The following is a 21,513-nucleotide window of genomic DNA, read 5'->3' on the forward strand; positions in this document are numbered from 1 at the left end:
TCGTGGACACCGGCGGGGGTCGGAACCGCCGCCGGTGTCCACGGTGAAGACATCAGTCCTCGAGGTCGACCTCCCGCACCATGTCAGCGCCGATTCCGGCCTTGATCGCGTCCAGAACCTGCTGCGGGACAGAGCTGTCGATGGTCAGCAGGGCGAGCACCTGGCCGCCCTCGTCCTGCCGCGCAACCTGCATGCCGGCGATGTTGATGTTGTTCATGCCAAGGATGTGGCCGATGGTGCCGATCACGCCGGGGCGGTCCGAGTAGGCCACCACCACGAGGTGTTCGCTGATCGGAATCTCCACCTCGAAGCCGTTGATCCCCACGAGCTTCTGGACCTGCTTGGGGCCCGTCAGGGTCCCGGCCACGGAGATCTGCGTGCCGTCGCTGAGGGCGCCGCGCAGGGTCAGCACGTTGCGGTAGGACTCGGTCTCCGGCGTCGTGATCAGGCGGACGTTGATGCCGCGCTGCTCGGCGATCACGGGGGCGTTGACGTAGGAGACCTGTTCGGTCACGATGTCGGCGAAGATGCCCTTGAGGGCCGCGAGTTCGAGCACCTTGACGTCGAGGGAGGCGATTTCTCCGGCGACCTCGACATCAAACTGGGTGAGCGAGGCGTGGGTCATGGCGGTGAAGATGCGGCCCAGCTTCTCCATCAGCGGGATGCCCGGGCGGACGTCCGGGGCAATCACGCCGCCGGCCACGTTGACCGCGTCGGGGACGAGTTCCCCGGCGAGGGCCAGGCGGACGGACTTGGCGACCGAGACGCCGGCCTTCTCCTGCGCTTCGTCCGTGGACGCGCCCAGGTGCGGGGTGACCACCACGTTGTCGAGCTTGAAGAACGGCAGGTCGGTGCTGGGTTCCTTGACGAAGACGTCGACGCCGGCACCGGCGATTTCGCCGGACTCCAGGGCGGCGTAGAGGGCTTCCTCGTCGACGAGGCCGCCGCGGGCGACGTTGACGACGTACGCGGTGCTCTTCATCTTCTTGAACGCCTCGGCGCCGAGCATGCCGACGGTCTCGGGCGTCTTGGGCATGTGGATGCTGATGAAGTCCGACTGCGCCAGGAGCTCGTCGAGGGTCACCAGCTGGACGCCAAGCTGCGCCGCGCGGGCCGAGGTGATGTAGGGGTCGTAGGCGAGGATCTTGGTGTCGAAGCCCTTCAGGCGGGCGGCGACGAGGGCGCCGATCCGGCCCAGGCCAATGATGCCGATCTTCTTCTCGAAGAGTTCAATGCCGGTGTACTTGGAGCGCTTCCACTCGCCGTCCTTGAGGGCGGCGCTGGCCTGCGGGATGTGGCGGGCCAGGCTGAGGATGTGCCCGACCGTGAGTTCCGCGGCGGAGACGATGTTCGAGGTGGGCGCGTTCACCACCATGACACCGGCCTGGGTGGCGGCCTTGATGTCAACGTTGTCGAGGCCGACGCCTGCGCGGGCGATCACCTTCAGGTTCTTCGCGGCGGCGATGGCCTCGGCGTCGAGCTGGGTGGCGGAGCGGACCAGGATCGCGTCGACGTCGGCGATCGCCGAGAGCAGCTGGGAACGGTCGGCGCCGTCGGTCTGCCGGATTTCAAAATCCGGGCCGAGGGCCTCGATCGTGGCGGGCGAAAGTTCCTCAGCGAGGAGTACTACAGGTTTGGTGCTTGTCACCGGTGACCTCTTTAGCTCTCTTGTATAACAGGCAGGGATTTTGGTGCTGGATAGAAACAGGTGCTGCATAAAAGCAGGGAAGCCGGACCCCAGTTGGCGGTCCGGCTCCCCTGCCGGTCAGTGCTTAGCGGGCCACTGAGCCTTCGTTGTAGTCGTCTTCGTTCTTGATCCAGGAGAACAGCTTGCGCAGTTCGCGGCCGGTGGCCTCGATCGGGTGGTCCTCGCCCTTCTTGCGCAGCGCCTTGAACTCGGGGGCTCCTGCGTCCTGGTCGTCGATGAAGCGCTTGGCGAAGGTGCCGTCCTGGATGTCCGCCAGGACAGCCTTCATGTTTTCCTTCACGTCCGGGGTGATCACGCGCGGGCCGGAGACGTAGTCGCCGTATTCCGCCGTGTCCGAGACGGACCAGCGCTGCTTGGCGATGCCGCCCTCAACCATGAGGTCCACGATGAGCTTGAGCTCGTGCAGCACCTCGAAGTAGGCGACCTCGGGCTTGTAGCCGGCTTCGGTGAGGACCTCGAAGCCGTACTGGATCAGCTGGGAGGCGCCGCCGCACAGGACAGCCTGCTCGCCGAAGAGGTCCGTCTCGGTCTCTTCGGTGAAGGTGGTCTCGATGACGCCGGCGCGGGTGCCGCCGATGGCCTTGGCGTAGGACAGGGCCAGTTCCTTGGCCTTGCCGGACGGGTTCTGCTCGACGGCGATCAGGTCCGGCACGCCGCGGCCGGCCTCGAATTCGCGGCGGACGATGTGGCCCGGGCCCTTGGGGGCAACGAGGGCGACGTCGACGTCTGCCGGGGGCTTGATGTAGCCGTAGCGGATGTTGAAGCCGTGGCCGAAGAACAGGGCGTCGCCCGGCTGCAGGTTCGGGGCGATGTCCTCGGCGTAGACGTGGCGCTGGACCTGGTCCGGGGTGAGGACCATGATGAGGTCGGCTTCGGCGACGGCGTCCTTGACGTTCAGGACGCGCAGGCCTTCGGCCTCGGCCTTGGCGCGTGACTTGGAGCCTTCCTTGAGGCCGACGCGGACGTCAACGCCGGAATCGCGCAGGCTAAGGGCGTGGGCGTGGCCCTGGGAGCCGTAACCGATAACGGCGACGGTGCGGCCCTGGATGATCGACAGGTCGGCGTCGTCGTCGTAAAACATTTCAGTCACTGGGGTGTCTCCTTTGAATGGATTCTTGGGTGGTGCTTGTCGGTGAAACTTCGCTAAACCTGGTGTGGTGCTGCGGCAGGTCACGTCCGCTGCCGGGGGCGTGCCCCCGGCCGTGTTCCGCGCTTTGGCTCAGGCGCTGCGCAGGGCCCTGTCACTCATGGAGCGGGATCCCCGCCCAACGGCCAGGGTGCCGGACTGCACGATTTCGCGGATACCGAAAGGCTCGAGCACTGAGAGCAGTGCCGTGAGCTTTTCGGGGTGGCCTGTCGCCTCAATGACAACCGACTCGGTGGAGACGTCGACCACTGATGCGCGGAACAGGTCTGCAGCCTGGGTAACCTGCAGCCGTGTAGCGGCATCCGCACGTACCTTGACCAGGATGTGGTCACGCTGTACGGAAGATTCTGGGGTGAGCTCAACGATCTTGATCACGTTGACCAGCTTGTTCAGCTGCTTGGTGATCTGTTCGACCAGCTCACCGTCGGCGTCGACGACGACGGTCATCCGGGACATGCCCGGTACTTCCGTCGGCCCGACGGCCAGGGAGTTGATGTTGAAGGCCCGGCGGGCGAAGAGGCTGGCGACGCGGGTCAGCACACCAGGCTTGTCTTCGACCAGAACGGACAGTGTGTGGCGGGTCATGTTCAGTCCTCCTCTTCCCATTCCGGGGTCATGTTGCGGGCAACCTGGATCTGGTCGTTACTGACTCCGGAGGGGACCATCGGCCACACCATGGAGTTGGGGCTCACGACGAAGTCAATGACCACGGGGCGGTCGTTGATCTCCAGGGCCTTCTGGATGGTGGCGTCGATGTCCTCGTCGCGGTCGCAGCGGAAGGAAGCGCAGCCGTAGGCGTCCGCGAGCTTGACGAAGTCCGGGATCCGGACGGTGTCGTGGCCGGTGTTGAGGTCGGTGTTGGAGTAGCGGCCCTCGTAGAAGAGGGTCTGCCACTGCCGCACCATGCCCAGCGAGGAGTTGTTGATGATGGCGACCTTGATCGGGATCTTGTTGATCGCGCAGGTGGCCAGTTCCTGGTTGGTCATCTGGAAGCAGCCGTCGCCGTCGATCGCCCAGACCACCCGGTCCGGGTTGCCCACCTTGGCGCCCATGGCGGCCGGCACGGCGTAGCCCATGGTGCCGGCCCCGCCGGAGTTCAGCCAGGCGTGGGGGCGTTCGTACTTGATGAACTGTGAGGCCCACATCTGGTGCTGGCCGACGCCTGCGACGTACACGCCTTCCGGGCCCGTGAGGGCGCCGATGCGTTCGATCACGCGCTGCGGGGCGCTGAGGCCGTCGTCCGGTTCGGTCCAGCCGAGCGGGTAGGTCTCCTTGAGGTTGTTCAGGAAGGCCCACCAGTTGGTGTAGTCCGGGGTGCCGGAGACGGCGAACACGGCGCGCAGGGCCTCGCTCAGTTCCGGGATGATTTCCTTGACCGACCCCACGATCGGCACGTCGGCGGTGCGGTTCTTGGAGATTTCGGCCGGGTCGATGTCCGCGTGGATGACCTTGGCGTTCGGGGCGAAGGACTTCAGGACACCGGTCACCCGGTCGTCGAAGCGCGCCCCGAGCGTGATCAGCAGGTCCGACTGCTGCAGGGCGGTCACGGCCGAGACCGTGCCGTGCATGCCCGGCATGCCGACGTGCTGCGGGTGCGAGTCGGGGAAGACGCCGCGGGCCATCAGGGTGGTGACCACGGGGGCGCCGGAGAGTTCAGCGAGTTCCAGCAGTTCCGCGGAGGCGTGTGCCTTGACGACGCCGCCGCCCACGTAGAGCACGGGCTTGCTGGCCGCCGCGATGAGCCTGGCGGCCTCGCGGACCTGTTTGTTGTGGCCGCGGAGCACCGGGTGGTAGCCGGGCAGGTCGATCTTGGGCGGCCAGGAGAAGGTCATCTGACCCTGCTGGGCGTCCTTGGCGACGTCGACCAGGACGGGACCCGGGCGGCCGGTCGAGGCAAGGTGGAACGCCTCCGCCATCACGTGCGGGATGTCGTTGGGGTCGGTGACCAGGAAGGAGTGCTTCGTGATCGGCATGGTGATGCCGACGATGTCCGCCTCCTGGAAGGCATCGGTGCCGATGACGCCGCTGGAGACCTGGCCGGTGATGGCCACCATGGGCACGGAGTCCATGTGGGCATCCATGATGGCGGTAACGAGGTTGGTGGCACCCGGACCCGAGGTGGCGATGCAGACGCCGACCCGTCCGGTGACCATGGCGTAGCCTTGCGCTGCGTGGCCGGCTCCCTGTTCGTGACGGACCAGAATGTGGTTCATTCGGGAAGCCATCAAGGGGTCATAGGTGGGCAGGATCGCGCCACCGGGCAAACCAAAAATGTCGTCAACGCCGAGTTCTTCGAGCGAGCGGACGATTGCTTGTGAACCGGTCATCACCGTCGGGGGTACGACGTTGTTCGGCCCGAGGACAGGAGAGACAGCAGCAGTGTCGACGCCGGCGTCGGCCGGGCGTGCGACGCGTTCCGAAGCCTTGGAGGCTCCAGCGGACTTAGTGGCCATCAGCGAGGGGCTGATCGGCGATCCTTTGCTCATCGGACTCTTCCTTTGTGGATCTACGGTTGGATCTTCGGTGATCGTGGAACTGCTGGTACTGCGGGTGGATCTTCGGTGATGCGGAAATAAAAAAACCCCTCAGCCTGACGGCTCTTCGAGGGGTTTGCGCGTGACGGTTCGTTACCAGCCGGGCTATGGAGCCACGCGCTTGGTAAGGACGACGAGGACGCCGGCGGTAACGAATGCGGTCATGCGTTCAGTTTTCCCTCTAAGTAAGACACCTGTCAACGAGCCCACACTCTGTCTCACTATTTGGACTTCATTGTCCACTGGTTGATCTCTGCCCACCCCCGATGGCCCGGCAGCCTTCGGCGGCAGGCGGGTGTTCCCTGCCTCAGGCGGCCGGCGCGGACGCCGTGCGCCTGGGGACCCGGAAGCTCCCTTAAGCCCGGTTACCCGTACTAATCATTACCCGCAGTAGGCGCCGGTGGAGGCGCTGTGGACGAGCTTGGCGTACTTGGCGAGCACACCCTTGGTGAACTTGGCCGGAAGCGGCTCCCAGCCGACCTTGCGGGCTTCGAGCTCCGGATCGTCGACCAGGAGGTCGAAGCTGCGGGCGGCGATGTCCACGCGGATCCGGTCCCCGTCCTTGACGAAGGCGATGGGGCCGCCGTCGACTGCCTCCGGGGCAACGTGGCCGATGCACAGGCCCGTGGTTCCGCCGGAGAAGCGGCCGTCGGTCAGCAGCAGCACGTCCTTGCCCAGCCCGGCACCCTTGATGGCGCCGGTGATGGCGAGCATTTCGCGCATGCCCGGTCCGCCCTTGGGGCCCTCGTAGCGGATGACGACGACGTCGCCCGCCTTGATCCGGCCCTTGTCGAGCGCATCCAAGGCACCCTGCTCGCGTTCGAACACGCGGGCGGTGCCCTCAAAGACGTCGGCGTCAAAGCCGGCGCTCTTCACGACGGCGCCTTCGGGAGCCATCGTGCCGTGCAGGATGGTGATGCCGCCGGTCTTGTGGATGGGGTTGTCCATGGCACGGAGGATCTTGCCGTCCAGGTCCGGCGGGTTGATCGCCGCGAGGTTTTCCGCGACGGTCTTGCCGGTGACGGTGAGGCAGTCGCCGTGGATCAGGCCGGCGTCGAGCAGTGCACGCATGATGACGGGGACGCCGCCGATCTTGTCGACGTCGGTCATGACGTAGCGGCCGAACGGCTTGAGGTCGCCCAGGTGCGGGATCTTGTCGCCGATCCGGTTGAAGTCCTCGAGTGTGAGGTCCACTTCGGCCTCGCGGGCGATGGCCAGCAGGTGGAGGACGGCGTTGGTGGAACCGCCGAAGGCCATGGTGACGGCGATGGCGTTTTCAAAGGCCTTTTTGGTCATGATGTCCCGGGCGGTGATGCCCAGGCGGAGCAGGTTGACCACAGCTTCGCCGGACTTGTGCGCAAAGGCGTCGCGGCGGCGGTCGGCCGAGGGCGGGGCTGCCGAGCCGGGCAGGGACATGCCCAGCGCCTCGCCGATGCAGGCCATGGTGTTGGCCGTGTACATGCCGCCGCAGGCGCCTTCGCCCGGGCAGATGGCTTTTTCGATGCGGGTCAGGTCTTCGAGGCTCATTTTGCCCGCTGCGCAGGCGCCGACGGCTTCGAAGGCGTCGATGAGGGTGACTTCCTTTTCGGAACCGTCCTCAAGCTTGACCCAGCCGGGCATGATGGAGCCGGCGTAGAGGAAGACGGCGGCGAGGTCCAGGCGGGCGGCTGCCATGAGCATGCCCGGGAGGGATTTGTCGCAGCCTGCCAGGAGCACGGAGCCGTCGATCCGTTCGGCCTGCATGACGGTTTCGACGGAGTCGGCGATGACTTCGCGGGAAACCAGCGAGAAGTGCATGCCCTCGTGTCCCATGGAGATGCCGTCGGAGACGGAGATGGTGCCGAACTGCATCGGGAAGCCGCCGCCGGCGTGGACGCCTTCCTTGGCGCCCTGGGCCAGCCGGTTCAGGGAGAGGTTGCAGGGAGTGATTTCATTCCACGAGCTGGCCACGCCAATTTGGGGTTTGGCGAAGTCGTCGTCGCCCATGCCGACCGCCCGGAACATCCCGCGCGCGGGCGCGGCGTGGATTCCGTCGGTGACGACCCGGCTGCGGGGCTTGATGTCCGGTTTGGTCTCTGTCGCTGTTTGGGTGTCCTCACTCATGGGTCAAAGTCTAGGGCTCCCCCGCGGGACGCAACGACCCGGAAGGGCGCATTAAGCGGAAAACCGGGAATATTGCGACCAGATAGTGGACTTCCGTCTCACCTACTGGACTCCCCTGCCACGGCAATTCAATTAAGGTGAGCTGCGTCACGCAGTTCCGGGGCTTCGGCGACGGACTGCGCCTCGGCTTTGAGCAGGGTGAGCACCTGCTGGATGGTGGTCCGCGCCGCGACGTCGGGCCGCGCCAGTGCAACAATGCTGCGGCTGGCCTTGACCCCGGCCAGCGGGCGCAGGACGAACCCGCGTCCCTGGTTTTTCAGCGCCGTATAGCGCGGCAGCAGGCTGAGCCCGTGTCCGGCACTGACCAGGGCCTCGAGGACCCGGAGGTCGGGGAATGTCTGGGCGCGGACCGCGGGGGAATCGGCCTGCACTTCGATCTGGCGGAGCACCGTGTCGAACGGGAAGCCTTCGGGCACTCCCATCCAGGGGAAGCCGGTCACGTCTTCGGCCCGCAGCGTCGTCTTGCCGGCGAGCGCATGGCCCTCGGGGATTGCGACGTCGAGGGGTTCATCCAGGAGCGGCACCACCGTCAGCCCCAGCCGGGCAAAGACGTCGGGCCCGTCAACGCTGTGCGCCAGAACGATGTCGTAGTCGGCAGTGAGCCCGGCGAATCCGGCCACGTTGGGATCCTCGAAGTGTGCCTCGAAGTGGAGTCCGTCAATGGCTTTGACGCGGTGCAGGAGGCCGGGGAGGAACATCTCGGCGGCGCTCGGGAAGAACGCTGCCCTGACATGTGTCTGCCAGCCGCGCCGGTACGTGTCGATGGTGGCTTCCGCACGGGCCATGGCGGTGGACACCTCGGCGGCCGCACCTGCCATGGCGAGTCCGGCCTCGGTGAGACGCACACCCCGGCCCGATTTCCTGACCAGGACGACGCCCAGCTCCCCCTGGAGGGTCTTGAGCTGCTGCGAGACGGCGGAGGGCGTCACCTTCATTGCCTCAGCGGTGGCGCCGACCGTGCCGCGGTCGGCCAGTTCACGGAGAATCCGCAGTCTCTTGAAATCCATGAAGTGAGGCTACAGGGCGGCGGCCGGGCGGCTGGACAGCCCCCTTCGGGCAGACGTACGGTCAAACGACGGCAACCTTGCCTCATGGACAGAAAGGCTCTGCTATGGATTGGATCATCTGGCTCGTCGTCATCGTGGCGATTGTCGCCATCGTCTGGTGGCTGCTGAACCGCAACAGCGCACGCAGCAAGTCCGGCGCTGGCACCGCTGGCACCGCTGGCACCGCTGGCACCGGTACCGGGACCGCCGCCACCCCCGATTCCGCCCCTGCCCATCTGCACGACGCCGGCCACGATGCCAGCCACCGCGGCGCCGTTTCCGGCGGCGGTCCCGCCGCGGCTGGCGCCGCGACCTTGCCCGCCGCTGAGGCGTCCCCAGCCACGGAGAGCTCAGGCGCCGCGGCCTCGCCGGCCGTTGAAGCGGCCCCGGCCGCCGAGAACCCGGAATGGGAAACCCAATGGTCCGAGACACCGCCGGCTGAACCGCACGCCGTCCTCCACCCGGAGCCGGGCCACGGTGCCGCGCACGGCGACCACGTTGAGGAAGCTCCGGCGGCCGCAGCCGCGGCCGCCGCAAGCGCCCCGGTGCACCACCCGGAATACACAGAGCCCCACGCGCCCACCCTCCCCGGCGCCGAATCGGCCGCGGCGGAGGCCGTTCTGGACGCGGAGAACGGGCAGGGCAGGACTGCCGTGGCGGCAACTCCGCCGGCACAGCCGGCGCCCGGGTACCCCCTGGCCGAGGCAGACACCCGGCAGACGGCCATGTCCTCGGCCGCGTCCGAAACGGCTGCCAGCCACGCGGCCGAACCCGCCGGCCACCTCGCCGTCGAGCAGCCGTACGGCGAGGGGTCGGCAGCACCGGCCCCCGACGGCAGCGGGCCCGACGGCTTCACCGTCAAGGGCAACGCCTCCTCGATGGTCTATCACGACGAGACCAGCCCCGCTTTCGAGGAAACCCGCGCCGAAGTCTGGTTCCTGTCCCCAGCCCACGCCGAGGCCGCGGGTTTCCGGCCGCCGCGCCGGACCCGGCAGTAGCTCGCGGCGGGGCTGCTGAGACCTCCCGGGCAGAATCCGGAGCGCTCATGTTGATTTCACGGCCGGGGCAGCGGGGAACAGTTGATGACCGCCCGGTGGGATCGGCATGCCGGCCAGCGGACTGGCTGCGGTGGCTGGGAACGGCGGCCGCCGTCGCGGTCCTGCTGGCCGGCTGCACTCCCGGCAACGACGGCGGGACGCCTGGCGGCACCTCCGCAGCTGCGGGCAGTGCCGCGTCGGGCAGCACTCCCCCGGCCGGCAGCAGCTCCTCCGGGGGGAGCCCGGGCGTGGGGCGGCCGACGGTGGCCGCGACGATCGACGCCGATCTGCAGATGCCCTGGTCAACGGTCTTCCTGCCCGACGGCACCGCGGTCATTTCCGAACGCGACAGCGCCTTGCTCCGGGCTATCGCACCCGGCTCCGGCCCCGGCCGGGCCGGCACGCTGGGGAAGGTTCCCGACGTCGTGCCCGGCGGTGAAGGCGGGCTGCTGGGGCTGGCCCTGTCCCCGGACTTCACGACAGACCGGTACCTCTACGCCTATTACACCGCCGCCAGCGACAACCGGATCGCGCGGCTGCCCCTTGTGGAGGACGCCGGGGTCCTGCGGCTCGGCGTCACGGAAGTCATCTTCACCGGAATCCCCAAGGCCTCCACGCACAACGGCGGCCGGATCCGGTTCGGCCCGGACGGCTACCTGTATGTCGGCACCGGTGATTCGCAACGCCGCGGCCAGCCCCAGGACCCTGGTGCCCTGGGCGGTAAGATCCTGCGCATCACGGCCGAGGGGCTCCCTGCACCTGGTAATCCATTCGCCGGCAATCCCGTCTACAGCCTGGGCCACCGCAACGTCCAGGGACTCGCCTGGGACAGCGCCGGACGGCTGTGGGCAAGCGAATTCGGGCCCGACGTCGACGACGAGCTCAACCTGATTGTGCCGGGCGGCAACTACGGCTGGCCTGAAGTGACGGGCGCCCCGCACCGCGCCGGCTTCCTGGACGCGAAGGTGGTGTGGCCCTCGACGGCGGATTCCTCTCCCAGCGGGCTCGAAATAGTCGGCGACACGGCCTATCTGGGCGCCCTGCGGGGCCAGCGGCTGTGGGCCGCGCCGCTGAACGGCGAGTTCGCGGGCGATCCTGTGGGCTATTTCACACGGATGTACGGACGGATCAGAGATGTTTCGCTGGCTCCGGACGGCCGGCTCTGGGTGCTCAGCAACAACAAAAACCCTGATTTCGTGCTGGTTTTGAAGCTCCCGGAGTAGACCCCTCGGCAGCCGCCCAGCCCGATTTCACACGCCGCAAAAACTCGTGTAGAGTTTCATGTCGTTGCGGAGAACAACGCGGGAACAAAAAGCCCGCGGGGAACTAAAACAACAGATGCACCTCTAGCTCAACTGGCAGAGCAATTGACTCTTAATCAATGGGTTCCGGGTTCGAGTCCCGGGGGGTGCACCAAGGAAAGAAACCCCGTCTTTACTGGCTTAGCGGCTGGTGAGGGCGGGGTTTTTTGTTCCCCGGTGAAGACCCCGTAACTGCGCGGTGATCAGGGTTCCAGGACCCCTGGCCCGGAAGAGGTGCTCGAAAGCCCCGCCGTCGCTTGGCAGTCCGTCGAGGAAGCTGGACGGAACACGGCATATGCGCCTTGGGCGCTGGCGCATCCTGAAAATGACCCGTCCCCCGCTTCGCCCCCTGCTGCTAAGAAGACAGGCGATCTGGGGGAGCGCCCTGATTCCGGGGAGGATGTGCGTGTCAGGGACGCTCAGAGACGCGGCGCGGCGAGGAGCGGGGTTTCCAATTTGGCGCTAACCGGTCGGCTAGTCTGGGCTTGCTAGGGCGGTCCCTGACGCCGGCCCGGCCAAATACGGACCAGCGAAGAGGCGCGAGTGAAATCCCTGACTGAAATCTTGCTACTCGAAGGCATGCTGCCTCTTGAGCGGCTGGGCCGGCTCTCGACCAACCGCGCCGACGACGCCTCGACCATCGGTGCCCTTTTGGAAAATGGCCTGGTGACGAGTGCACAGGTTGCCCGGGTCCGCGCGATCCAGGCCGGCCTGCCCTTCGTCGAGTTACTCATTTCTGAAATCGACAGTGCGGCCGTAGCCCGGGTTTCTGCCTCCATCTGCCGCCGGTACGAGGTGCTTCCGCTCACCGTCGCTGACGGGCGGATGACCCTCGCAATGTGGGACCCGGGAAACATCCTTGCCGTCGATGACGTCCGGGCGGCCACCAATCTGCCGGTGGACGTCGTCGTCGCCGAGCGCGGGGACCTGTTGTCCGCCCTCAACCGCACCCTGCGTGCGGACGGCGAGCTGACCGACCTCACGAACACCCTGGAAGAAGAGAGCGCCGAGGCCGACGCCCGCACGGAGGCGGACGCCGGTCCCTCCGACGACGACGTTCCGATCGTCCGATTCGTCAACCTGCTGGTTAGTCAGGCAATCCAGGATTTCGCCTCGGACATCCACATCGAGCCCGCGGAACACGAAGTCCGGGTGCGCTACCGCATTGACGGTGTGCTGCACGAAATGCAGGGTGCCCCGAAAAGCATCCAGAACGGGCTGATCTCCCGCCTGAAGATCATGAGCGAGCTCGACATCGCGGAACGACGCAAACCGCAGGACGGCCGGATGTCAGTCCGTCACGGAAGCCGCGTTGTGGATCTACGCGTGGCGACCCTGCCTACCGTGTGGGGCGAAAAGATCGTCATGCGAATCCTTGACAGCTCCGCGTCCAGCCTGAGGCTGCGCGATCTCAATCTTCTGGATCGCAACTACGAGGCGTACAAGGCTTCCTATACAAAGCCGTACGGCATGATCCTGGTCACCGGACCGACAGGCTCCGGCAAGTCCACCACCCTATACACGACCCTGAATGAGGTCTCCCGGCCGGAAATCAACGTCATCACCGTGGAAGACCCGGTGGAGTACCGGATGCGGGGCGTAAACCAGGTGCAGGTGAATCCGAAAGCCGGGCTGACCTTCGCCAGCGCCCTGCGCTCCATCCTGCGAAGCGACCCCGATGTTGTCCTGATTGGCGAAATCCGGGATCACGAAACCGCACAGATCGCCATCGAGGCATCGCTGACCGGCCACCTCGTGCTCTCTACCCTGCACACGAACGACGCGCCGAGCGCCATCACGCGCCTCACAGAGATGGACATTGAACCGTTCTTGGTAGGGTCCGCCTTGGACTGCGTAGTCGCCCAGCGCCTCGCCCGCAAGCTCTGCATCCGCTGCAAAGAACCGATGGAGGACGGGCCGGAAATGCTGGCCGCCCTGCCCTTCCATCTCGACCCCGACCTGCCCCCGCCGCTGCTTTATCGACCCAACGGCTGCGTCAGTTGCTCCAATACTGGTTACCGCGGACGCCTGGCCATCCACGAAGTCATGACGGTCACCGAAGAAATCGAACGCCTGGCCGTCGCCCGCGCCTCCAGCGCCGACATCGGCCGCCTGGCCCGGGAACAGGGAATGCTGACCCTGCGCGAGGACGGCTGGGAAAAGGTCAAACAGGGGCTGACATCCGTCGAAGAGATCCTGAGGGTGGTCGCATAGTGGATTTTGGTACTTGGGAAAGGGACAACGCATTGCACGACAAACCCATCCATGAGATTCCAGTGGCGTCTCCCGGCGAGACAGCCCCTGGCTGGGCACCACAGCGCCTCGCCCCGGAGGGCCGGCGCGCCGCCCGCACAGCGGGTCCGGCCTTTGAGCAGGATGCCGGCTTCCCGGAGCCGGACCCCGGTGAGGAGCCAACGCCCGCTCCGGCGTTCGACGTCGACGACCGCGACGCGGACGCCGCCAACGCCGTCCCGGCCGTTGATCCCGACCTCATCAGCGCGCTGCACGACGTCGTCCGGCAGGGAGCCTCCGACCTGCATTTGACGGTGAACGCCCCGCCGATGATCCGCGTGAACGGCGGGCTGCGGCCTGCCGGCGCGGTTGAACCGTGGACCCGAGACAAGGTGCTCTCAGCCCTTGGCAGCCTGCTTTCAAACGAGCAGCGGGCAATCTTCGATGCGGAACTGGAACTGGACTTCGCCCACACCCTGCCCACTATCGGCCGGTTCCGGGTGAACTTCTATCAGCAGCGCGGTTCGCTTGGCGCAGTTTTCCGCCTGATTCCCTGGGAGATCAAGCAGTTTCGGGAACTTGGAATCCCGGAACGGATCGGCGATTTCGCCAAGTTGCCGCGTGGCCTGGTCCTGGTGACGGGGCCCACCGGATCCGGAAAATCGACCACCCTCGCGGCCATGATCGATCTCGTGAACCGCACGCGTGCGGACCATATCGTGACGGTGGAGGACCCGATCGAGTTCCTGCATTCGCATCAGATGTCACTCGTCAATCAGCGTGAGGTGGGCAGTGACACCCACAGCTTTGCTGCAGCGCTGAAGCATGTGCTGCGCCAGGATCCGGACGTGATCCTCATCGGCGAACTCCGCGATCTGGAGACGATGTCCGTCGCCCTGACTGCCGCTGAGACTGGCCACCTGGTCTTTGCCACCTTGCACACCCAGGATGCAGCGCAGACCATCGACCGCGTCATTGACGTCTTCCCGCCGCACCAGCAGGGTCAGGTACGCGCACAGCTGGCTGGCGTGCTGCAGGGCGTGATTTGCCAGACGCTCGTGAAACGCGCGGACGGCAGCGGCCGGGCGGTGGCCACCGAAGTCCTCGTCGCTACCCCGGCCATTTCGAACCTGATCCGTGAAGGCAAGACGCACCAGGTTCGCTCCATGATGCAGGCCGGGCGGGGCCTGGGCATGCACACCATGGACCAGCACCTGGCCGACCTGGTCAACGCCGGCGACATCCTCCGCGAGGCAGCGGAGGAAAAGGTGCACGATCAGGAGACCTTCGACCGGCTTGTTCACCGGACCGCTTCTCCGGGCGGCAGTGCCGGGATGGGCCCGGCCAGCGGAACCATAGACTTCGGCGACTCATTCTCCGCGGAAGCCTTGTAGTGGCAAACACGCAGTCCTGGTCCTACACCGGCCGCGACACGGCCGGAAAGCTCGTCAAGGGCAAAGTGGACGCGGCAAGTGAAGCAGGCGTCACAGCACACCTGCGGACGCTGGGACTCTCCCCCGTCAAGGTGGTGGATGCGTCCGCCGGCACCGGATTGAACCGTGAGATCTCCGTTCCTGGCTTCCAAAAGAGCGTAAAGCTCAAGGACCTGGCCATTATGAGCCGGCAGATGGCAACCATGGTCGGCGCCGGGCTGTCCCTGCTGCGTGCCCTCAACATCCTGTCCGAGCAGACCGAGAACAAAACCCTCGCAAAGCTTCTGGTGGGTATCCGGAACGACGTCGAGTCCGGCGTGTCATTGTCAGAGTCCATGCAGAAGCATCCGGCCGATTTCCCGCCGATTATGATCAACATGGTGCGGGCTGGCGAAGTGGGGGGTTTTCTGGACCAGTCACTGGAGTCCATCGCGGACAGTTTCGAGGCGGACGTCAAGCTGCGCGGAACCATCAAATCGGCGCTGAGCTATCCGATGGTCGTCCTGGTCATGACCGTAATCTCCGTCGCGGCCATGCTGCTGTTCATTGTTCCGGTGTTCAAGACCATGTTCGCCAACCTCGGCGGAACCCTTCCGGGCCCCACGCTGGTGCTCGTCTGGTTCTCAGAGCAGATGGTGTGGGCCGTACCCGTGACAATCGTCGGCAGCATCGTTTTCTCGATCTGGTGGGGAAAGAACAAAAACACGCTGTCTGTGCGCAAAGTAGTCGATCCGGTCAAACTCCGCTTGCCGGTGTTCGGGCCGCTCATGACCAAGCTCGCCGTCGCCCGTTTCAGCCGCAACTTCTCGGCCATGATCGGCGCGGGCGTGCCGATTCTTCAGGCGCTGCGGATCGTCGGGGAGTCGAGCGGCAATTGGGTGATGGAATCGGCTCTCAACCGGGTGGCCGACGCCGTTCGGCAGGGTGAGTCCATCGCCGGTCCGCTGGCCGGTTCGCCCGTGTTCCCGCCTATGGTGACCCAGATGATTGCGGTAGGCGAAGACTCGGGCGCGCTGGAGCAGATGCTGTCCAAGATCGCGGACTTCTACGACGCCGAGGTCCAGTCGACCACGGAGCAGCTCACTGCGTTGATCGAGCCTTTGATGATCGCGTTCCTGGGTCTGGTGGTCGGCGGCATGATCGTGGCCCTGTACCTGCCGATCTTCAATATTTTCACCCTCATCAAATAGCCCACAGACAAGCGGGTTTTGCGCAGTTTTTCCCTAGGATCTCGAGCCGCCCGCTGTGATTACGCTTTTGTAACGCATGTTATTGGTGTGAACGCAAGTTACTGGATCTATCGCTAATCGGACCCATTACGCTAAGCGAACTGAGTCAGCCCGAGGGTGCTGTTGGTACCCCGGGCGGCTCTCTTCTCCGCTGGGGTTCTTTTCGCAGTACAACGTTCTCGCTCTTCACTCAAACTTTACAAAAGGGAAAATCATGGTCTCACGTGCATTTGCGGCGCTCGAAAAGAAGCGCTCCTCCCTCGCCGAGCAGGAAAAGGGTTTCACCCTGATCGAACTCCTCGTCGTGGTCATCATCATCGGCGTCCTCGCCGCCATCGCGATCCCGGTCTACCTCAACGTACAGAGCAGCGCCAAGGACAGCGCCGTTCAGTCCGACCTGACCAACGCTAAGACGGCCGTTATCAGCGCACAGACGACGAGCGCCGGGGGCGCAGTGCTGCCCGCCGACCAGACGGCCTTTGATAAAGCTTCGCCTGCGCCCGCCAAAAGCAACTACGACTCCGCATTCACCACACTCATCTACACCACCGACAAGTCGACTGCATTCTGCATCACCGCCAAGAGCGCAAGCGGCAAGAACTTCGCCATCGATGCGAAGAACTCCGTGAAAGAAGGCACTTGCACCGCCTACGTGGCCGGTTAGCAGCTTTCGCCTAATCAGCGCAGCTGATCGTGAGCTGATGGGATGCCGTTACGGCCTCCCATCAGCTTTCGCTTATTACTACCGACGCTCGGGGGATGCGACGGCAACTCTCCCCGGTAGCCCTAGCTGAAGTAGTGGCCCATGCAGTCTTTCCTCACTCGTCTCCGAACGCCTGCCAGCACGGATAGCGGCTTCTCCCTCATCGAGGTGCTCATCGCCATGATGGTGTTCATGATCCTCGCTGTGGGGGTCGCGTTCTCGCTTCTTTCTGTGCTGTCGTTGACGAACGAGTCCCGTGCCCGGCAGACGGCAACAAACCTCGCGGCCCAGGAGATCGACCTTGGCCGTTCGGCCAAGGACATCTTTACCCTGGGCGATGTCACCCGCACGGTCACAAACGCCGGCCTAACCTTCCGCATCACGCGCGAATCGCAGTGGGTCAGCGGCGCCGGGGAAGACAACGGCTGCGGCACAGGAACCGGCGCCCTGCAGTACAAGCGGATCAATGTCACCGTCACATGGGACGGCATGCGGGCCGGCGCGTCACCCGCCCGGGCGGATACGCTGCTTGCCCCCCGGGACCGCATCAATGATCCTGCCCTTGGCACCATCATCGTCTCCGTCTTCTCCGCCAGCGGGTCCGGCAGCGCTGGGGTTTCCGTATCCGCTGCTCCGACGGCGGGCGTGGCTGGTAACACCGCAGTGTCGCTCTCGGGACCCGTCACCGACGCCCAGGGCTGCAGTTACCTCCTGAGGGTTGCGCCCGGCACCTATGACGTTACGATCTCCCGGGCCGGCTATGTCGACCAGCAACAAGCCCCGTCGCCTGTCCGTACCACCGGCATTACCGTCGCGGCCGGTGCCTCCGCCGCCGCAGGGTTTGTCTTCGACCTGGCCGGCTCGTTCTCCGTTGGCTACGCGTCCAACGCCGCTGCCGGTACTGTGCAGTTTCCCAGCAATCTCGATACGAGCTTCATCAGCACTGCGGGCATCTATGTCTCCCCTGGAGCGCCCACAGCTTCCAATCGCACTCTGCAGCTCTTCCCGTTCCCGAGCGGCTACGCCGTGATGGCCGGCAAGTACGTGGCGCCCAGCCAAAGCGTGCCGCCCAGCCCGACCTCGCCCGGATGTATTTCGGTAGATCCGGCGGCCTGGCCGGCGGACGAGGCGGCCGCCACTGCGGAGGTACGGACCCAGTCGACGACGGCGGCGGCCGCCGGGATGCCCATGGGGCTGGTCGCGGTTTCCGGCGCTTCGGGCCAGTTCCTCACAGCGGTTTCGGCCGCCGGCACGGGCACAGACGACCCGGGTTGCTCAGTTCCGATGACTTACACGTTTGCCGCTCTCGCGTCGTCAGGGACAGTCGCTTTGCCCTACGGCTCGTGGACTCTTTACAAGGGTGCCACGCTCGGCGCCAAAACAACGGTGATCCCGGCAGCCTCTCTCACCGTGGCCACGCCGAGTGTCGTGTCTACGTCAACGGGAGTTGTGACCCTTGACCCTCGGCCCACGCCAACGCCAACGCCAACGCCAACGCCAACGCCAACGCCAACGCCAACGCCAACGCCATGATCACCCTTGCCCGCGCGTGCCGGGCCCGCTGGCGGCGCACCGAAAATGAGAGCGAACGGGGCATGAGCCTGACCGAGTTGTTGGTTGCCAGCATCGTGCTCATGATCGTCCTCACGGCTGCCTCGGCACTGTACGTCAGCGCCACGAAGGCGATGAGTATGGCGGGTGCCCTTAACGCCAACACCGCCAACGCATCCAACGGAATGAACGAAGTGGTCCGCGTCATTCGTGCGGGCACGTCCAACCCGGTCGAGAATTTGCCATTGGACGCCCCGGCCTTCCTGGAGGCGAAACCCGAGTCCGTAATTCTCTACTCGTACGTGACGTCGGATCCAGCAGTTCCGCGCCCGGTCATGACGCACTTCTATCTCAACGCCCAGCGCCAGCTCGTCGAGGACCGCTGGGTTGCAACGTCCCAGAGCGGCTATTGGAGTTTCCCTTCGCCGACCCCCGGTGCTTCCGGCTACAGGGTCCCCGACTCCACCCGCATCCTGACAACAGCCGTTCCGACGCCCCAGGGCACTGCGGCGGACCTATTCACCTACTACGGCGATGTCCGCGGAACCGAGACTACGAGACTCGCCGCGGCGAGGAACGACGTCCCGGCGGCCAGCCTCGAGAGGATCGTGGCTGTCCAGGTGACCCTGACGACGCAGCAAAGCCTGACCAATAGCAGTTCACCCGTAACTCTCACCAACCTCGTTGGCATACCCAACCTCAACGCATTGGAGTCCATTTCATGATCGGCGTGCGAACGTCCCGGCGTCGGATTCGCGCGGCCGGAAGCTGGGCGCGGCGCGAGGAGGGAGTCGCCTTGGTGGTGGTCCTCGGCATTGGCGCAGTCCTGACCGTGCTCGTCACGGCAGCCCTCAGCCTGTCCCTCAGCAGCGTAGTCAAGGCCCAGACCGACCAGGACTGGAACGCGGCCGTTGCCGCCGCATATGCGGGGGTCGATGACTACAAGAGCAAGTTGGCCAACGACAGCACCTACGTTCAGTACGGCAACCAGGAAGCCGCCTTCAGTGCCACGAGCAAGGCCGCCGGCACGTTGGTGCTGCCCACCGGATCGAAGTCGAACCCGGCGTTTGGCGTTGGCGCAGCCGGAACGTGGGCCACGATTGCCGGAACCGGCGCCCCGGCATCGTACCGCTACGAGGTGGATAACTCGAAGTATTCTTCAACCGGCGTGCTCCGCCTCCGGGCGACCGGACGAGTGGGAGCGCAGGCCCGGAGTGTCGTGGTAAACCTCAAACAGTCCGGGTTCATCGATTTTCTTTACTTCAGCAACTATGAAGTAGCGGACCCCGCCCTCACGGGCTTCGACGGCACGAATGGCAAGCCGAACTGCGCCAAGTATGAGTGGCAGTCCCGGAGCAACACCTGTGACCAGATCCAGTTCGCCGGTAGCGATGTGATTAATGGCCCGCTGCACTCCAACGACACCATTTATGTCTGCGGTGCCACCTTCAACGGTCCGGTGACCACCGCGACCACCAGGACTTCGCCGCGGTATGACAAGCCGTCCTCCGGGTGTTCCACGCCCACCTTCAAGGTTCCTGGCAGCCCGGCATTTGCACCCGTAATCGCCATGCCGCCCTCGAACGGGAAAATGAAGGATGAGACCCGCACCGACATTAGGGCTCAGGTGCCCAGACCCGGCTGCCTCTACACGGGGCCGACGAAAGTCACCTTTAACGCCGACGGAACCATGACAATACGCTCTCCCTGGACTAAGGCCACGCGCGTCATCGGGAACCCTGCGACCGCGGTCGGAACGCCGTCCACCGGGGATTCCCCCTGCGGAACCCCGGGTGACCCGAGCAAGACCCTGGCGGCCAATGCCAACACCCTTGCCGGGGACACCGGCCAAAAAATTGCCGTTCCCGCCAACAATCTTATTTACGTCCAGAGCGTGCCCACGAATAGCCCTAGCGATCCGAACTACTGGACGACCACCAGCGCTCCCCGCGGCGTGCAGTGCACAAGCAGTGGCAACGGGATCGGCTATCCCCTCGCCAATGAGCAGGTGCCCACTGCGGCTGCAGGGACCCAGGCCTACGGTTGCCGCAACGGCGACGTATTTGTCCAAGGCACAATGCGCGGCGCTTTGACGGTCAGCGCAGCCAATTACATCTATGTGACTGGCGACATTACTTACCAGGACTCCAAAGCGGACATTCTTGGGCTTGTGGCGGAGAACGCGGTCTGGGTCTGGAACCCCATGGACTGCACTGCGTACACAACAAGTGATTGCACTGCCGCTAATCCGGGCAACTTCACCAAGCTCCTATCCGACAGCGCGCGCAGAATCGACGCGGCCATACTCTCCGTCAACCACACGTTCCAGGTCCAGAACTACAACTTGGGCGGCAAGCGCGGAACCCTCACGGTCAACGGGGCCATCGCCCAGAACTTCCGCGGACCTGTCGGCACCAGTGGGGGCAGCGGGGGCACCGGATACATCAAGAACTACCTCTATGACCAGCGGTACAGAAACATAGCACCGCCCAAGTTCATCGTCCCGCCTTCGACGACCTATGGAATCAGTGTGCAGGCCGAGGTCGGCAAGGCGTTCAACGCAGACGGGAGTCCGGCATGACCATCGCCGAACCCGGCCTCTGGCTCTCCTTCACCACCGCCTGCGCGGGCGTCTTCGGACTGCTCATCGGCTCGTTCCTGAATGTGGTGGTCTACCGTGTCCCGAACGGCCTCTCGGTCGTGTCGCCGCCCAGCGCCTGCCCCTCGTGCGGTCACACCATCAAGGCCTACGACAACGTCCCCGTCCTTTCCTGGCTCGTGCTGCGGGGCAAATGCCGCAACTGTGCGACGCCGATTTCGAAGCGCTACCCCCTCGTGGAGGCAGCCACGGGCATCGCCTTCGCGGGAGTCGTGCTCTGGGCCTGGACCGGCGCGGCGTCGGCCCGTCCCGTGGATGGCGCCCCCGGCATCCTGGTCCTGGTCGGCTTCCTGTATCTGGCGGCCGTCAGCGTGGCGCTCGGACTCATCGACCTTGACACCCTGCGGCTGCCCGACGCCATCGTCTTGCCGGGTTACCTCGTGGGTGCCGCGCTGTTCGCCGCGGCCAGCATCATCAGCGGGGACTATTCCGCACTCCTGAGCGCCGGCGTCGGCATGGCGTCCTTGTGGACCGCGTACCTGCTCATGGCGCTCGCCTATCCAGGCGGTATGGGGTTCGGTGACGTGAAATTGGCGGGACTGCTGGGAATGTTTCTGGGCTGGACGGGCTGGGGCCCGCTGGTTGTCGGGGCGTTCGCGGCCTTCCTGCTGGGCGGCGTGTACTCCCTCATCCTTCTGGCAGCCGGCAAGGCCGGCCGCAAGAGCGGAATACCTTTTGGTCCGTGGATGCTGGCCGGGGCCTGGATAGGGATCCTTGCAGGAACTCTGCTTTGGAGGGGCTATCTTGCACTCGTCGGACTGTAACAACAC

At 65.3% G+C, this 21,513-nt stretch carries 16 protein-coding genes and 1 tRNA gene; 11 read left to right on the forward strand and 6 right to left on the reverse strand.

Annotation, left to right across the window (positions count from 1 at the left end):
- Window positions 1-52: 52 nt before the first annotated feature.
- The 6 genes from serA to QCD75_RS05605 form a co-directional block, all read right to left on the reverse strand.
- A complete protein-coding gene (serA, locus tag QCD75_RS05580; protein ID WP_301226527.1) occupies window positions 53-1,648 on the reverse strand; it encodes a phosphoglycerate dehydrogenase in 1,596 nt (531 codons plus the stop codon).
- A 124-nt stretch (window positions 1,649-1,772) separates the two neighbouring features.
- Window positions 1,773-2,798 carry a ketol-acid reductoisomerase gene (ilvC, locus tag QCD75_RS05585; RefSeq protein WP_301226529.1) on the reverse strand — a complete coding sequence of 342 codons (1,026 nt, stop codon included), beginning with the start codon at window positions 2,796-2,798 and terminating at the stop codon, window positions 1,773-1,775.
- Between the two features lie 129 nt (window positions 2,799-2,927).
- On the reverse strand, window positions 2,928-3,440 hold the full coding sequence (gene ilvN, locus QCD75_RS05590) for an acetolactate synthase small subunit (RefSeq protein WP_226758946.1): 513 nt from the start codon (window positions 3,438-3,440) through the stop codon (window positions 2,928-2,930).
- Between the two features lie 2 nt (window positions 3,441-3,442).
- Window positions 3,443-5,341, reverse strand: coding sequence for an acetolactate synthase large subunit (locus tag QCD75_RS05595; protein WP_301226532.1), 1,899 nt, complete (start codon window positions 5,339-5,341; stop codon window positions 3,443-3,445).
- Between the two features lie 429 nt (window positions 5,342-5,770).
- Window positions 5,771-7,492, reverse strand: coding sequence for a dihydroxy-acid dehydratase (ilvD, locus tag QCD75_RS05600; RefSeq protein WP_301226534.1), 1,722 nt, complete (start codon window positions 7,490-7,492; stop codon window positions 5,771-5,773).
- Between the two features lie 128 nt (window positions 7,493-7,620).
- A complete protein-coding gene (locus tag QCD75_RS05605) occupies window positions 7,621-8,559 on the reverse strand; it encodes a LysR family transcriptional regulator (RefSeq protein ID WP_301226536.1) in 939 nt (312 codons plus the stop codon).
- 104 nt (window positions 8,560-8,663) lie between these two features.
- Between QCD75_RS05605 and QCD75_RS05610 the strand changes: the two genes are divergently transcribed.
- From QCD75_RS05610 to QCD75_RS05660, 11 genes are all read left to right on the forward strand, one after another.
- The gene (locus QCD75_RS05610; protein ID WP_301226538.1) at window positions 8,664-9,596 is read left to right on the forward strand and encodes a sunset domain-containing protein; all 933 of its coding nucleotides are present in this window, start codon (window positions 8,664-8,666) and stop codon (window positions 9,594-9,596) included.
- Window positions 9,597-9,643: 47 nt separating this feature from the next.
- Window positions 9,644-10,858 carry a PQQ-dependent sugar dehydrogenase gene (locus QCD75_RS05615; protein WP_367400633.1) on the forward strand — a complete coding sequence of 405 codons (1,215 nt, stop codon included), beginning with the start codon at window positions 9,644-9,646 and terminating at the stop codon, window positions 10,856-10,858.
- Between the two features lie 117 nt (window positions 10,859-10,975).
- Window positions 10,976-11,051: transfer RNA gene (locus QCD75_RS05620), tRNA-Lys, on the forward strand.
- 428 nt (window positions 11,052-11,479) lie between these two features.
- Window positions 11,480-13,150: a GspE/PulE family protein gene (locus tag QCD75_RS05625; RefSeq protein WP_301226540.1), complete on the forward strand. Its 1,671-nt coding sequence runs from the start codon at window positions 11,480-11,482 to the stop codon at window positions 13,148-13,150.
- Window positions 13,151-13,182: 32 nt separating this feature from the next.
- Window positions 13,183-14,562 (forward strand): type IV pilus twitching motility protein PilT, encoded by a 1,380-nt coding sequence (locus tag QCD75_RS05630; RefSeq protein ID WP_301226542.1) that lies wholly within the window; start codon window positions 13,183-13,185, stop codon window positions 14,560-14,562.
- Window positions 14,562-15,791, forward strand: coding sequence for a type II secretion system F family protein (locus QCD75_RS05635; RefSeq protein ID WP_301226544.1), 1,230 nt, complete (start codon window positions 14,562-14,564; stop codon window positions 15,789-15,791). The genes QCD75_RS05630 and QCD75_RS05635 overlap by 1 nt, the downstream gene beginning before the upstream one ends.
- Before the next feature lie 253 nt (window positions 15,792-16,044).
- Window positions 16,045-16,494, forward strand: coding sequence for a type IV pilin protein (locus QCD75_RS05640; RefSeq protein ID WP_301226546.1), 450 nt, complete (start codon window positions 16,045-16,047; stop codon window positions 16,492-16,494).
- A gap of 141 nt (window positions 16,495-16,635) precedes the next feature.
- Window positions 16,636-18,066 (forward strand): prepilin-type N-terminal cleavage/methylation domain-containing protein, encoded by a 1,431-nt coding sequence (locus tag QCD75_RS05645; RefSeq protein ID WP_301226547.1) that lies wholly within the window; start codon window positions 16,636-16,638, stop codon window positions 18,064-18,066.
- A 62-nt stretch (window positions 18,067-18,128) separates the two neighbouring features.
- Window positions 18,129-18,809 carry a hypothetical protein gene (locus QCD75_RS05650; protein ID WP_301226548.1) on the forward strand — a complete coding sequence of 227 codons (681 nt, stop codon included), beginning with the start codon at window positions 18,129-18,131 and terminating at the stop codon, window positions 18,807-18,809.
- Window positions 18,806-20,665 (forward strand): hypothetical protein, encoded by a 1,860-nt coding sequence (locus QCD75_RS05655; protein ID WP_301226550.1) that lies wholly within the window; start codon window positions 18,806-18,808, stop codon window positions 20,663-20,665. Before QCD75_RS05650 ends, QCD75_RS05655 begins: the two co-directional genes overlap by 4 nt.
- Window positions 20,662-21,507: a prepilin peptidase gene (locus QCD75_RS05660; protein ID WP_301226552.1), complete on the forward strand. Its 846-nt coding sequence runs from the start codon at window positions 20,662-20,664 to the stop codon at window positions 21,505-21,507. Before QCD75_RS05655 ends, QCD75_RS05660 begins: the two co-directional genes overlap by 4 nt.
- Window positions 21,508-21,513: the final 6 nt, after the last annotated feature.

This window comes from Arthrobacter sp. PsM3 (genome assembly GCF_030433895.1).
Classification (GTDB): domain Bacteria; phylum Actinomycetota; class Actinomycetes; order Actinomycetales; family Micrococcaceae; genus Arthrobacter.